This window comes from Streptomyces sp. P9-A2 (assembly GCF_036634175.1).
GTDB classification, from domain to species: Bacteria; Actinomycetota; Actinomycetes; order Streptomycetales; family Streptomycetaceae; genus Streptomyces; species Streptomyces pratens.
In genome coordinates this window covers 3,576,720-3,589,672 of the sequence record NZ_JAZIFX010000001.1, presented here as the reverse complement: position 1 = coordinate 3,589,672, position 12,953 = coordinate 3,576,720, and the positions used below count along the sequence as shown (strand labels likewise).

Below are 12,953 nucleotides of genomic sequence, written 5' to 3'. Positions count from 1 at the left end.
GGCTTGCTGTCCGGCTTGGATGGTGCGATAGTCGATGGGCAAGGTCCTATGTGTTCTCTGGGAGCACTCAAAGGATCTTGCTCTCGTAGGCCCCCGGCATGCCGGGGGTTTCTGCGTTTCTAGTGCCGCATCAGGTAACGTTCGCCCGCTCCTCGTCCTCTGATGCTGGGGTGGCCCCGGTCAGTCGGTTGGTGATCTGTTCTGCGGTCAGCACGAGGGCAAAACCTTTGCGTAGGACAGCGAGTTCGGGCTCTTGTCGTGACTCGTCGTCGGTGGCCGTGACGTCGGATCCGAAGACGACCTTGTAGCCGCGTTCGTATGCCTGCCGGGCCGTGGTGCCACAGCAGTAGTTGGTGAGTGTTCCCGTGACGATGACGGTGTCGCGGCCGAGGTTGCGCAGCATCGTATCGAGCGGGGTGTCGTAAAACGCCCCGTAAGAGGGCTTGCGGATCACGGCCTCGTCGGGGTGGCGGCCCATCGAGGCCCACACCTCGGCAGGGCCCGGCCGGCGCCAGTCGGTGTCGGCATGCGGGAGGAACCGCAAGGCGTGCGGTCGGTCCAGTCCGAGGTGAGTGTCGTCGAAGATGGTCCAGATCACCGGGACGGAGGCGGCCCGGCATTCTTCGACCAGTCGGCGCAGTCGGGGCGCCATCCGGGTGGCCGCGGGCACCCAGTAGGGACTCCAGCCGGGCCGGACGAATTCGTCTTGCATGTCGATGACCAGCAGCGTTGTTCGTTCGGGTCGTACGTCGAACGATGCCCGGCCGCGCTCGTAGGCGTTGCGTGCCCGCTCGGTGACCCATTCCTTGGTGTATGCCATCCCCCCCGCCTCCTATATCGGTTCGAGGTATCTCGTTTCGATGTGTGAGAGTAGCAGCATGCTCGAACTCGCGATTCTGGGATTCCTGGCCGAGGGGCCTCTGCACGGCTATCAACTGCGGCATCGGATAGCGCACTTGTCCGGCCATGCCCGACCGGTCAGCGACGGCAGCCTCTACCCGGCGATCAGCAGGCTGGTCAGCGCCGGGCTACTCGACCGGCGGACTGAACCGGGCGCCTCGGCGGCTCAGCGGCACACTCTGAGCCTGACCGATGCCGGGCGCCGCGAGTTGCTGCGCCGACTGCGGGATGCCCATGGCCTGGACATCAGCGACAGCACCAGGTACTTCACAGTCCTGGCCTTCCTTTCCCACCTGCCCGACACCGCTGATCAGCACGCTGTACTGCGTCGACGGCTGGAATTCCTGGAACAGCCCGCGAGCTTCTTCCACGACGGCGACCGCCTACTGGGCGCTGACGACACCGACGACCCCTACCGGCGCGGCATGCTGACCATCGCCCGAGCCACCAGCTGCGCCGAAAGGTCCTGGCTTCGGGAGATGTTGACCTGACACCCACGTCAGGCACCTCGCCCGTTCTGAACCCGCGCCTCCTCTTCCCGAGAGACTGTGCGGGTGGCAGAGCCAGTACGGGTACGCGAGATCGACAGTGATGAGGGGCAGCGCCTGCTGCGGATCATCCGCAGGGGCAACGGCTCGGTGGTGACCTGGCGGCGGGCACAGATGGTGCTGCTGTCCGCGCAGGGCGTGTCCGTGGCAAAGATCGCCGAGGTGACGTTCACCAGCGACGACCGGGTCCGGGATGTGATCCACAACTTCAACGCGGACGGGTTCGACTCGCTCTACCCGAAGTACAAGGGAGGTCGGCCCAGGACTTTCACGTTTGCGGAGCGCCGGGAGATCAAGAAGATCGCCAAGTCCAAGCCGGCCGAGCACGGCCTGCCGTTTTCGACCTGGAGCCTGGCCAAGCTGGCCGACTTCCTGGTTGCCGAGGGGGTGGTCGACGACATCAGCCACGAGGGCCTGCGGGTCCTGCTCCGCGAGGAGGGCGTCTCGTTTCAACGCATAAAGACCTGGAAGACCTCCCGCGACCCCGACTACGCGGCCAAGAAGGCCCGCGTCGAGCACCTCTACGCGATCGCCGACGGCGAGGTCATACCCGAGCATGGCGAGCCGAAGGTGGTCTTCTGCCTGGACGAGTTCGGCGGCCTGTTCGGCAAATTCGAGCACACCGCCTGGCGGTTGGAGACCCGACGGCGGTACGCGAGCGACGAGACGAACGACCGCTGGAAGCGCTTTGTCGACACTGGGGAGGTCGGCGAGGACTGGGCGGACGCCACAGAGGTCAGGTGGTTCCGTGACACGATCCGTGCGCAGACCGCGCAGGGCAAGCGCATGGAACGGGTGCGCATTGTGGATCATCCCGCCACTCTCGGCCAGCGTTACCTCCTCAGCAGCGCTAAAGGGAACATCGGCTTCGGCGAGGACATCCGCAATATGTGGCGAGCCGATGCCGATCGACTCCGGCTTCCCGCCGAGGACTTCTGGTTGTTCGACAGCCGTCTGATCGCGCTCCTGCGATTCGATGAGGACGACGAGCTCACCCATGTGGATCTGATCACGGAGCCCGCTGAGGTGGTGCGCTGCTGCATGATCCGGGATGCTGCTTGGCACCACGCCGTACCGTGGAAGCAGTTCATGGCCGAGACGCGCAGCCACGCGTAGGAGTTTGAGCAGGTACCGGTGAGCACGGACTATCAAAGGGCGCGCGAGGAACTGGGTCGAAAGCTCAGGGAGTTGCGCGCCGAGTGCCCTGACGGCCGGCTCACCGGTACGGAACTGGCCCAGCGGCTGGGGTGGTCGCAGTCGAAGGTCAGTAAACTGGAGAACGGCAGGCAGACGCCGACGGATGACGATCTGCGGGCGTGGGCCGAGGCCGTGGGGCAGCCCGCTGCCTTTTCGGAACTGCGCGCGCGGCTGAAGGGCTTCGAAAGTCATATCCGCTCCTGGCGGCGCCAGCTTGCGGCAGGCCACAGCCCTGTCCAGGAGACGTGGAACACCCTCGTGGGGGAATCCCGGACCCTGCTCATGTGGGAGAGCAGCACCGTCAGCGGCATGGTCCAGACCGCCGACTACGCGCGCCACGTCTTCGAGCGCTACACGGACCTCCGGTGCTCCCCGCGAGACACCGAGGAAGCGGTGCGAGCTCGCATGAAGCGGCAGGAGTGGCTCTACCGCCCAGGTAAGCAGCTGAAGCTGCTCATGTGGGAGGGAGCCCTGTGGGCTCAGATGTGTCCGCCGGACGTCTTGGTGGCACAGCTGGACCGGCTGCTCGGCCTGGTGGGGATGGACACGGTCCATCTCGGGATCGTGCCCTTGAACAGTGCGCTACGCCTCCCACCTGCGAACTCCTTCTGCATGCTGGACGATCGCCTGGTCGTCATCGAGGACTGGCACGCCGAACTATGGCTCGACGATGCTGAAACGATCACTCTCTATCGACGGGTCTGGGACACCCTCGCCGAGTCGGCCGTCTTCGGTACCGAGGCCCAGCAAGTGATCGCCCGCGTGCGCCGGGGCATCAAGGTCTGAGGACGTACGGCCGCACCACGTCGTCGTCGGTGTGCCACGTGGGTGCCGGCCGCTGGGCCGGAGTTGCCCAGCATGCCTCCTCCGCCGGAAACGGCAGGTAGCGGCCCGCCGCACGGCAGCGTTTGACCCAGCGTCCCCAGCGTCCCCAGCGGACGTCGTGCGGGTTCGGCAGCCGCCACACGTAGGGGTCCGGTGTTCGGACCTCCCGTACAGGGTCTCGGTCGTTCACCTTTTTCAGCGGCGCGCTCCGGGAGCATCGACGGGCGAGCGCGTCAAGAAGTCGCCGGAGCATGGGCCCTCGCCGTCTCCGTGAGCGTGAAGCGGGCCCACACGCACTTCGTGTACGGCCCCTGCCGGCATCCCCACGTGTCGGCCAATGCCGTAACGAGGGCCAGTCCGCGTCCGCCTTCCTCGCCGAGGGCCGGGCGGTGCGGCCGGGGGAGCCGGTCCCGGTCGGGGTCGGTGACCCCGAGGACCAGTTCGGCTCCGTCCAGGGTGAGGGTGACCCGGACCTGCGCGCAGGAGACACGGCAGTGGAGCACGGCGTTCGTGACCAGCTCGCTCGCCAGCAGGACGACGGTCTCCGTGAGTTCCTCGGCGACGGCCCAGTCCGCGAGGGCTTCGCGTAAACGCCGCCGAGCCACTGACACGTGTCGCCTGTGCTTGGGGATGCGGAAGGTTTCGGTTGAGGGCATGAGGTGAAGCTAGAGGTGGATTCGGGATCTTTGCAATGAAAATCGAGGAATGTATTCGTAAGTATCATTCAATCGTGTGATGTCAACATGGAGTTGAGTCGTGATGTGACATGGTTTCCGCCGGAGAGGGGAGGGCCCATGCCCACAGGTGGACGGCCGACGGTGCGCAGCAGGCGACTGGGGACGGCACTCAGGCAGTACCGGCAGGCCGCGAAGCTGGATCAGCCGCAGGCCGCCGAGATCATTGCGTCGAGTCAGGCCAGGATCAGCCGTATGGAGAGCGGGCATGCCACGCCCCGCGTCATCGAGGTGCGGCTCCTGCTGGACGCGTACGGCGTCATGGAAGCGGAAGTGCGCGCCAAACTGGAGGACTTGGCCAAGCACTCCAAGAACCGGGGCTGGTGGCTGGAGCACGCCGCGCACCTCCGCTCGGACTACATCGACCACATCGCGCTGGAGGACGACGCGATTCACATCCGGCAATGGCAACCGGCGCTGGTTCCGGGACTGTTGCAGACCCCGGCCTACGCGGAGGCGGTCATCGCGGGCGGTCCTACCCGGCTTGACCCTGAGCAGGCCGCCCGGTTGGTGGAGGTGCGGAGGCGGCGGCAGGAGAAGATCGCGGAGGGCGGGGCCCGGTACACCGCTGTCATCTGGGAAGCGGTCGTCATGTACCCCCTGGTGGGTGCGGACGTTCACCGAGAACAGTTGTCGGCGCTCCTTGAAGCCGGGGAACGCGAGAACATCACCGTGCAGGTTCTGCCGTTCAGTGCTGGAACACTGGCGGCCGCCGCCTCGGCCTTCTCCGCGTTCAGCTTCGATTCGGAGTCGGCGATCGAGGCGGTGACCATGGACGATCTGATGAGTACGTCTGTTATCGAGTCTCCGGACGACCTGGCTGTTTACGCGGGTTCGTACGGACTCCTACGATCGACGGCACTGGCACCGGACGCGAGCGCGAAGCTCATCCGAGACGTACTGCAGAGCATCTAGGAGAGCCGATGGTGACCGAAATAGTGGGCCTCTTCCGGAAGTCGTCGTACTCCAGTCAACAGGGCGAATGCGTGGAGATCGCCGACACGGCCGACCACGGCCGAGCCGTCCGAGACAGCAAGCGGCGTGAAGGCGGACCCCTTCTCACCGTCTCCCGTGAGAGCTGGGCCGCGTTTCTGCGGCAGTTCGCGTAAGCACCGCACGCACGAAAGGGCGCCCGGCGGATCACCGCCGGGCGCCCTTTCGTTGTCGTACGGGGGAGCGACTACAGCTTCTCGATGACGTAGTCGACGCACTTCGTCAGTGCCTCGACGTCCGCCGGGTCGATGGCCGGGAACATCGCGACGCGGAGCTGGTTGCGGCCGAGCTTGCGGTAGGGCTCGGTGTCGACGATGCCGTTGGCGCGCAGCACCTTGGCGATCGCGGCGGCGTCGATCTCGTCGGTGAAGTCGATGGTGCCGATGACCTGGGAGCGCTTCGCCGGGTCGGTGACGAACGGGGTCGCGAACTTCGACTCCTCGGCCCAGCCGTACAGGCGGGTCGAGGAGTCCTTGGTGCGGCCGGTCGCGAAGTCGAGGCCGCCCTGGCCGTTGAGCCACTTCAGCTGCTCGTTCAGCAGGAACACGGTGGCCAGCGCCGGGGTGTTGTACGTCTGGTTCTTGCGGGAGTTGTCGATCGCCGTGGGGAGCGAGAAGAACTCCGGGACGTGCCGGCCGGAGGCGTGGACGCGCTCGGCGCGCTCGATCGCGGCCGGGGAGAACACGCCGATCCACAGGCCGCCGTCGGAGGCGAAGGACTTCTGCGGGGCGAAGTAGTAGACGTCCGTCTCGGCGATGTCGACGGGCAGGCCGCCCGCGCCGCTCGTCGCGTCCACCAGGACGAGGGAGCCCTCGTCGGCGCCGGGCACCCGCTTGATCGGCATGGCGACGCCGGTGGAGGTCTCGTTGTGCGTGAAGGCGTAGACGTCCACACCGGCCTCGGCGGTCGCCTCGGGGTGCGTGCCCGGGTCGGCCGCGATCACGGTCGGGTCGGCGAGCCACGGGGCGAGCTTGGCGGCCTTGGCGAACTTGGAGCTGAACTCGCCGAAGGTGAGGTGCTGCGACTTGTTCTCGATCAGGCCGTGGGTCGCGATGTCCCAGAAGGCGGTGGAGCCGCCGTTGCCGAGGACGACCTCGTAGCCCTCGGGGAGCCGGAACAGCTCACGGATGCCCTCGCGCACTTCGCCGACCAGGTTCTTCACCGGGGCCTGGCGGTGGGAGGTGCCCAGCAGGGAGGTGCCGGTCGCGGCCAGCGCGTCCAGCGCTTCCGTCCGCACCTTGGAGGGGCCCGCGCCGAAACGACCGTCGGCGGGCTTGATGTCAGCAGGAATCCGGATCTCAGCCACAACCCCGGAGCCTAGCGGCTCGGGGAAACCCTGGTGAAACATCGTCCGTCGGCTGAGACGCGGACGAGGCGCGGGCCGCGGGAGCGGTCGAACGGCCGGGCGGAGGGGGAAGGCCCTTCCGCCCGGCCGTTCGGGCCGGTCTTCGTACGTCAGCCCAGGGTCACCGGCAGCTCGTACAGGTCGTTCTGCGTGACCACCGGCTTGTTGCGCAGCTCGTCCGCCGGGACCGCCAGGTCCAGCTTCGGGAAGCGCGCGTACAGGGCCGGCAGGGCCACGCCCGCCTCCAGGCGGGACAGTGCCGCGCCGGGGCACACGTGCGGGCCGTGGCCGAAGGAGATGTGCCGGTTGGCACTCTCGCGGGTGATGTCGAAGTCGCCGGCGCTCGGGCCGTGCGCCTGCTCGTCCCGGCCGATCGCGGCGTACGACACGATCAGCGCCTCCCCGGCCGGCAGGACGGTGTCGCCGACCGGTACGTCCTCGGTGGCGAACCGGACCAGTACGTGGGAGGTGGGCGTGGAGTGCCGCAGCGTCTCCTCGACCACCGCCGACCAGTCCACCTCGCCGGACAGCACCAGCTCGCGCTGCTCGGGGTGGAGGGAGAGGCCGAGCACCGCGTTGACGATGAGGGAGATCGTCGTCTCGTGGCCGGCCGCCACCATCAGCTGGAGCGTGGCGACGATCTCCTCGTCCGTGAGACGGTCGCCGTTCTCCGACGCCTGGATGAGCGCGGAGGTCAGGTCGTCGCCCGGGTTCTCGCGCTTGTGCGCGACCGTCTCGGCCATGATCCCGGCCAGCTCGGTCAGCGTCGCGATGACCTCCTCGGGCGGGGTCTGCGTCGAGAAGAACTTCTCGAATAGTTCCTTCAGGCGCGGCAGCCGTTCCTCCGCCAGCCCCATCAGGTCGGCGATCACGTACATCGGCAGGGGGTAGGCGAACAGTGCCTTCAGGTCGACCGTCTCGCCCTGCGCCTCGGCCACCCGGTCCAGCAGGCCCTCGGTCAGCTCCGTGATCCGCTCACGCATCCGCTCCACCCGGCGCACGGTGAGCGCCTGCGCGACCAGGGTGCGCAGCCGGCGGTGGTCGGCGCCGTCCACGGTGAGCATGGAGCGGGGCGGGTTGGCCAGCCCGATCAGCGGCCAGTCGGGGGCGATCTCGCCGCGCTGCCAGGCGCCCCAGACGTTGATGTCCTTCACCAGACGCGGGTCGGTGAGCAGCTTCTTGGCCTCGGCGTGGTGCGTGACCGCCCACACCGGCACGTCGCCCGGCAGGACCACGCGTGCGAGCGGTCCCGCGGCGCGCAGTGCCGCGCTCTCCGCGTCCAGGTCGGAGACGAACGGGTCCAGGGGGATGGGATTGCCCTCGGTGCCGGGCGCGGGCGTCTGTGTGTCCGTACCAGCCGTCATGTGAGGGAGCCTCCAAGGGCGGGAGTGGGTGTGAAGGTGACCGGGAGTGCGGACATGCCGCGCAGCCACGGTGACGGGCGGCGGGACAGGGACGGGGCCGGCACCGCCAGGTCGATGTCCGGCAGGCGGTCCAGGACGACCTCGATGCCGGTCCGTGCGATCACCTCGGCGATCTCCTGGGCCGGGAACGGGCAGCGGTGCTCCCCGTGGCCGAAGGAGAAGTGCGCGCTGTTGCCGCCGGTCAGGGCCGAGCTGTCGGTCCGTACCTGCGGATCGGAGTTGGCGCCCTGGAGGCCGAGGAGCAGCATGTCGCCGGCGCGGACGCGGCGCCCGCCCAGCTGGGTGTCGCGGGAGGCCCAGCGGCCGGCCACGTTCTGGGTGGGAGTGTCCTCCCACAGCACCTCGTTCATCGCCTCGGCGACGCTGTTGCGGCCGCCGAACAGGGAGGCGGCGAACCGCTGGTCCGTCAGCATCAGGTGCAGGGAGTTGCCGATCCAGTCGGCGGTCGGCTGGTGTCCGGCCGCCATCATCACCATCAGGTCCTGGACGATCTCCTCGTCGGTGAACCCGGAGGTGTCGGCGAGCATCCGCGACGCCACGTCGTCGGCGGGCTCCTTCCTGCGCGCGGTGACCAGTTCGGTCATCGACGTGAACAGGTGGTTCTGGCCGGCCAGCGCCCGCTCCCGCCCGTCGATCATGTCGTTGAGGGCGGTGACGAGCGCCGGCCCCTGCTCGTCGGAGAAGCCGTAGAGCCGGGCCAGTACGCGTACGGGCAGCAGCGTGGCGAACTCGTTGACGATGTCGGCCGCGCCCTGGGGGGAGATGCCGTCGATCAGCTCGTCGGCGAACTTCTCGGCGTAGCCGCGCAGTTCGAACGGGTCCACCGCTTCCAGCGCGTTGACCAGCATCCCGGCCCGCTCGCGGTGCCGCTCGCCGACGGTGTAGAGGATCGACGGCTGTTTACGGCCGATCATCGGCAGCAGCGGCCAGTCGTCGGGGATGTTCTCCCACTGGTTCCACAGGTCGGAATCGCGGCTGAACAGCACCGGGTCTCCGGTGACCTGGTGCAGCTCGCGGTAGCCGAGCACCAGCCAGGCCGGTACGTCGCCGTCCAGGATCACCGGGACCACGCTGCCGTGGTCGCGCCGCAGCTCCCGGTACACCCCTGCCGGGTCGTCCTGGAGCAGGGGCCCGCTGAAGTGGACGGGGTGGGGAGCGGAAGCGGGGCTCACACCAGCTCCTGACGGGGGGCTCGGGCCGGGTCGGCGTAGAGGGTCTGGATGTGCTCCACCAGTGTGATCAGCACCAGCTTGCTGGACTCCCGGGAACGCGCGTCACAGGTGACCAGCGGGACGTGCGGATCGAGGTCGAGGGCCTCACGGACCTGTTCCGGCGCGAAGGTGGGGCCGCCGAAGTCGTTGCAGGCCACGATGAACGGCGTGCCGTGCTTCTCCAGCCGGTCGATGGCGTACCAGGAGTCGTCGATGCGCCGGGTGTCGACCAGGACGACCGCGCCCAGGGTGCCGGAGAACAGCCGGTCCCACAGGAACCAGAAGCGTTCCTGGCCGGGCGCCCCGAACAGGTACAGCACGTTGTGGCTGTCCAGGGTGATGCGGCCGAAGTCGAAGGCCACGGTCGTCGAGGTCTTGCCGTGCACCCCGCTGAGGTCGTCGACGGCCTCGCCGGCCTGGGTCATCGTCTCCTCGGTGTTGAGGGGACGTATCTCGCTCACCGAGCGGACCATTGTCGTCTTGCCGGCGCCGAAGCCGCCCACGACCACGATCTTGAGGCCGTTGTCGGCCGACGCGCCCAGTGGTGTACGCGTGTCAGAGGTTGCGGAGTCCAACGAGCACCTGCTCCAGGATGTCGGGGTCGGGTACGGCGGTCTTGCGCGGGTGCCGGGCGCTGACGCGGCCCGACGCCTGGAGGTCGGCGAGCAGGATGCGGGTGATGCTCACCGGCAGTCTCAGCTCGGCCGCGATCTCCACGACCGCCGTGGGTCGTTCGGTCAGCCGCAGGATCGCGGCGTGCTCGGACTGCATGCCGGGCACCGGATCGCACTCGGCGACGACCAGCGTGACCAGGTCGAAGGGGTTGTCGGGCCCGGACCGGCTGCGCCCGCCGGTGAGGGTGTAGAGGCGGTCCGGGGAGTCGTCCCTGCCCGGCCTGCTCATGCGGAGCGCGGCGGAGCGGTCAGGTGCTCCCCGAGCTGCTCCACGAGCTCGCTCATGTTGTGCCCGATGAGCCCGGCGTCGGCGTCCTCACTGGTGACCACGGCCAGGTGCGCGCCCTGGCCGGCCTCCACGATGAACAGCACGCCCCCGTAGAACTCGGTCATCGCCGAGCGGACGCCTCCGCTGCCGTCGCCGAACTCCACGGACGCGCCGTGCGACAGCGACTGGATGCCCGCGGCGATCGCGGCGAGCTGGTCGGCCTGGTCGGCGGAGAGTTCGGGGGTGCGGCACAGTTTCAGGCCGTCCCTGGACAGCACGAGCGCGTGCCGCGCGCCCGGGGTGCGCTCCAGCAGGCCCTCTATCAGCCAGGTGAGCTTCTCGTCGGCGGTCGTCGTGCCGGTCATGAGGTGGTGTCGCCTTCCGGTGTTGCGGGAGTGGGGGTGGGGGTGGAGGTGATCGCTTCGGCGTCCCCGTTCGGGGTGCCCGCGGTATCTCCGGGGCCTGCGGCCGCGTCTGCGGTCGGGCCTGCGGCCGTGTTGTCTGTCGTGGGGTCTGCAGTCGCGTCTGTCGCGGGGTCTGTCACGGGGTCTGTCGCGAGGTCCGGGGCCGGTTCCGCGGCGGTGGCGCGTACGGCCTGGCGGAAGCTGCTGAAGCGGGCCGCGCGGGCCTTCGTCTCCTCGGCGGTGGGCGGGGCCATGGGCGGGGCGTCGGCACGGCTGGTGTCGCGGGTGCGCTCGGCCTCGGCCAGGGTCCGGCCGCGACGGCGGCGGGGGAGGTTCAGCGGGGGCGTTTCCGTGCCCCGGCCGGCGGAATCGTGCGCGGGCACCGGGTCGGGGTCGAGGCCGTCGGCTCCGGCGCGGGACGCCGCGTACGAGTGGTCCGTGGTCCTCACCGTGGGCGTCGTGCCGGAGGTGGTGCGCGGGGCCGGGTTCCGTGGTGCCGGGATCGCGCCGGACGGGATGCCGCGGCTCGGCTCCGGGGCCGTGCCGCCGCTAGTGCTCTCGGCCGCGCTGTCGGCTGTGCTGTCGGCCGGGCGGTTGCCGCGACGGCGGGGCAGCATCGATCCCGACGGTTCGTCCGGCGCCGTCGCCGGGGTCTTCCCGGTCGTCTTTCCGGCTGTCTTCCCGCCCGGCACGGTCTCTCCGGACGGTCCGGCCGAAGCGGACGGCGCGGACGGCGCGGACCGCGCCGGTGTCGTGGTGGGAGCCGCCGGTGCGGCCGGGACGGACGAGGAGCGGGAGGACGGGGCGGCGGCGACGGCGGACGGCGTCCTGGAAGCGTCCGGCGGTACGAGGATGTCCTGCGGGACGAGTATGAGGACGCCCGTGCCGCCGCGGGCCGAGGGCCGGTAGGAGACCGTGAGGCCGTACCGCCGGGCCAGCCGGCCCACCACGGCGAGTCCGAGCCGGGTACCGGTGAGGCCGCCGAGCTCGGTGGCCTCACCGGAGACCGCCCGCTCGGCGCGCCGCAGCTGGGCCTCACCCATGACGAGCCCGCTGTCCTCGACGGACACGATGACCCCGGCCGGCACCTCCTCGACGTAGACGTGCACCTCGGCGGTCGGCGGCGAGAAGTTGGCCGCGTTGTCGAGGAGTTCGGCGACCGCGTGCATCACGCCCTCGGCGGCGTGCCCGGCGACGGCGATGTCGCTCGCGGAGTGGACGCGGATGCGCTGGTAGCCGCTGATCCGGCCCATGGCGCCGCGCAGGATCGACTCCATGCCGATCGGCCTGGCCCAACGACGGCCCGAACGGGCGCCGGTGAGGATGGCGACGGAGTCGGCGAGCCTGCCCGCCTGCGCGGTGCGGTGGTCGAGGTGGAGGAGATCCGCGAGGACCTCCTCGTCGTGATGCTTCTCCTCCATCGCGCGCAGGTCCGCGAGCATGCCGGTGGACAGGGCCTGCATACGGCCGGCGACGTTGGCGGTCGCGGAAAGCGCCGCCGCGCGGGAGCTGTTGGACTCGCGCAGCCGGACGGCCAGCCGGGCGTTCTCGTCGATGTGCCGGTCCCGGTCCCGGGACAGCCGGTCCCGTTCCTCGCTCAGCCGGTCGCGCACCTGGCCGAGCCGGTCGCGCTCGGCGGTGTGCTCCTGGTCCAACGTGCTGGTGCGGGAGGCGTGTTCCTCGTCGCGTCGGCGCAGTTCCCCGGCGTGCTCGTCGGCGATCCGGGAGAGTGCGGAGGCGTGCTCGTCGGCGATCCGGGCGAGCGAGGCCGTGTGGTCGTCCGTGAGGCGGGCGATCTCGGCGGCGTGCTGCTCGGTGAGCCGGGCCCGTTCGGCGGTGTGGTCGTCGATGAGCCGGGCCCGTTCGGCGGTGTGTTCCTGCGCCAACCGTTCGGTGGTGATGGCGTGTTGTTCGTTGAGGCGATCGCGTTCCGCCGCCAGGGACTGGGCGAGGCGGGCCCGCTCCTGGTCCAGCTCGGCCGACAGGCGGGCCCGTTCCCGGGTGAGTTCGCCGGTCAGCCGCTCGTGCTGGCGGCGGGCCTCCTCCGCCTGCCGGGTGCGTTCCTGGATCAGCCGGTCGACGTCCAGGTTGGCCGTCTCCAGCCGCCTGCGGAGCGCCCGCGCGGACAGGACGGAGTGGGTGGCCCAGGTGACGGCCGCACACAGCAGCAGGGCCGCCACCGTCCCGGTCGTCCCGACGGCGCCGCGTGCGGGTTCCGGTCCCAGCAGCACCGCGGTGACGACCCCGACCGCGGAGAGCACCAGGGTGATCAGGGGAACGGGCAACAGGCTGCGGGGGGTGGGGCGTTCGCCGGGGAGCAGGGGGGAGGTCATCAATCAGGTCCTCGGTCGGTCCTCGGTCGGGTCCGCCCGGTGCCGTCGTCCATGCGGCGCTCGGGCGGTTCGATGGGGTCGCCGGACCCGGTTCCGG

General features: G+C 69.6%; 14 protein-coding genes. 5 read left to right on the top strand and 9 right to left on the bottom strand.

All coding sequences use genetic code 11. The annotated features are described in order from the left end of the window. Window positions 1–130: 130 nt before the first annotated feature. Window positions 131–820 (bottom strand): cysteine hydrolase family protein, encoded by a 690-nt coding sequence (locus V4Y04_RS16175; protein WP_332428717.1) that lies wholly within the window; start codon window positions 818–820, stop codon window positions 131–133. Window positions 821–878: 58 nt separating this feature from the next. Here V4Y04_RS16175 and V4Y04_RS16170 point away from each other — a divergent pair, with 58 nt between their 5' ends. From V4Y04_RS16170 to V4Y04_RS16160, 3 genes are all read left to right on the top strand, one after another. Further along, window positions 879–1,391 carry a PadR family transcriptional regulator gene (locus V4Y04_RS16170; RefSeq protein ID WP_332428715.1) on the top strand — a complete coding sequence of 171 codons (513 nt, stop codon included), beginning with the start codon at window positions 879–881 and terminating at the stop codon, window positions 1,389–1,391. Window positions 1,392–1,454: 63 nt separating this feature from the next. Further along, the gene (locus V4Y04_RS16165; protein ID WP_332428714.1) at window positions 1,455–2,564 is read left to right on the top strand and encodes a DUF6879 family protein; all 1,110 of its coding nucleotides are present in this window, start codon (window positions 1,455–1,457) and stop codon (window positions 2,562–2,564) included. An 18-nt stretch (window positions 2,565–2,582) separates the two neighbouring features. After that, window positions 2,583–3,431 carry a helix-turn-helix domain-containing protein gene (locus tag V4Y04_RS16160; protein WP_332428713.1) on the top strand — a complete coding sequence of 283 codons (849 nt, stop codon included), beginning with the start codon at window positions 2,583–2,585 and terminating at the stop codon, window positions 3,429–3,431. A gap of 272 nt (window positions 3,432–3,703) precedes the next feature. Here the strand turns inward: V4Y04_RS16160 and V4Y04_RS16155 are convergent, their stop codons facing one another. Beyond that, complete coding sequence (locus tag V4Y04_RS16155; protein ID WP_332428711.1) at window positions 3,704–4,126, bottom strand: ATP-binding protein; 423 nt, start codon at window positions 4,124–4,126, stop codon at window positions 3,704–3,706. 138 nt (window positions 4,127–4,264) lie between these two features. Here V4Y04_RS16155 and V4Y04_RS16150 point away from each other — a divergent pair, with 138 nt between their 5' ends. Together V4Y04_RS16150 and V4Y04_RS16145 are read left to right on the top strand one after the other, a co-directional pair. Further along, window positions 4,265–5,119 (top strand): helix-turn-helix domain-containing protein, encoded by an 855-nt coding sequence (locus tag V4Y04_RS16150; protein WP_332428710.1) that lies wholly within the window; start codon window positions 4,265–4,267, stop codon window positions 5,117–5,119. 11 nt (window positions 5,120–5,130) lie between these two features. Then, complete coding sequence (locus tag V4Y04_RS16145; RefSeq protein ID WP_332432867.1) at window positions 5,131–5,313, top strand: DUF397 domain-containing protein; 183 nt, start codon at window positions 5,131–5,133, stop codon at window positions 5,311–5,313. Between the two features lie 71 nt (window positions 5,314–5,384). On the opposite strand, the gene serC is transcribed toward V4Y04_RS16145, so the two are convergent. From serC to V4Y04_RS16110, 7 genes are all read right to left on the bottom strand, one after another. Continuing rightward, on the bottom strand, window positions 5,385–6,503 hold the full coding sequence (gene serC / locus V4Y04_RS16140; RefSeq protein ID WP_332428709.1) for a phosphoserine transaminase: 1,119 nt from the start codon (window positions 6,501–6,503) through the stop codon (window positions 5,385–5,387). A 149-nt stretch (window positions 6,504–6,652) separates the two neighbouring features. Further along, on the bottom strand, window positions 6,653–7,906 hold the full coding sequence (locus tag V4Y04_RS16135) for a cytochrome P450 family protein (protein WP_332428708.1): 1,254 nt from the start codon (window positions 7,904–7,906) through the stop codon (window positions 6,653–6,655). Next, window positions 7,903–9,138, bottom strand: coding sequence for a cytochrome P450 (locus V4Y04_RS16130; RefSeq protein WP_332428706.1), 1,236 nt, complete (start codon window positions 9,136–9,138; stop codon window positions 7,903–7,905). Before V4Y04_RS16130 ends, V4Y04_RS16135 begins: the two co-directional genes overlap by 4 nt. Next, window positions 9,135–9,752 (bottom strand): GTP-binding protein, encoded by a 618-nt coding sequence (locus tag V4Y04_RS16125; RefSeq protein WP_332428704.1) that lies wholly within the window; start codon window positions 9,750–9,752, stop codon window positions 9,135–9,137. The genes V4Y04_RS16130 and V4Y04_RS16125 overlap by 4 nt, the downstream gene beginning before the upstream one ends. Continuing rightward, window positions 9,733–10,080: a DUF742 domain-containing protein gene (locus tag V4Y04_RS16120; protein ID WP_332428703.1), complete on the bottom strand. Its 348-nt coding sequence runs from the start codon at window positions 10,078–10,080 to the stop codon at window positions 9,733–9,735. The genes V4Y04_RS16125 and V4Y04_RS16120 overlap by 20 nt, the downstream gene beginning before the upstream one ends. Then, entirely contained in the window at window positions 10,077–10,484 is a 408-nt protein-coding gene (locus V4Y04_RS16115) for a roadblock/LC7 domain-containing protein (RefSeq protein ID WP_055596893.1), read from the bottom strand. The genes V4Y04_RS16120 and V4Y04_RS16115 overlap by 4 nt, the downstream gene beginning before the upstream one ends. Then, entirely contained in the window at window positions 10,481–12,856 is a 2,376-nt protein-coding gene (locus tag V4Y04_RS16110) for an ATP-binding protein (RefSeq protein WP_332428701.1), read from the bottom strand. The genes V4Y04_RS16115 and V4Y04_RS16110 overlap by 4 nt, the downstream gene beginning before the upstream one ends. Window positions 12,857–12,953: the final 97 nt, after the last annotated feature.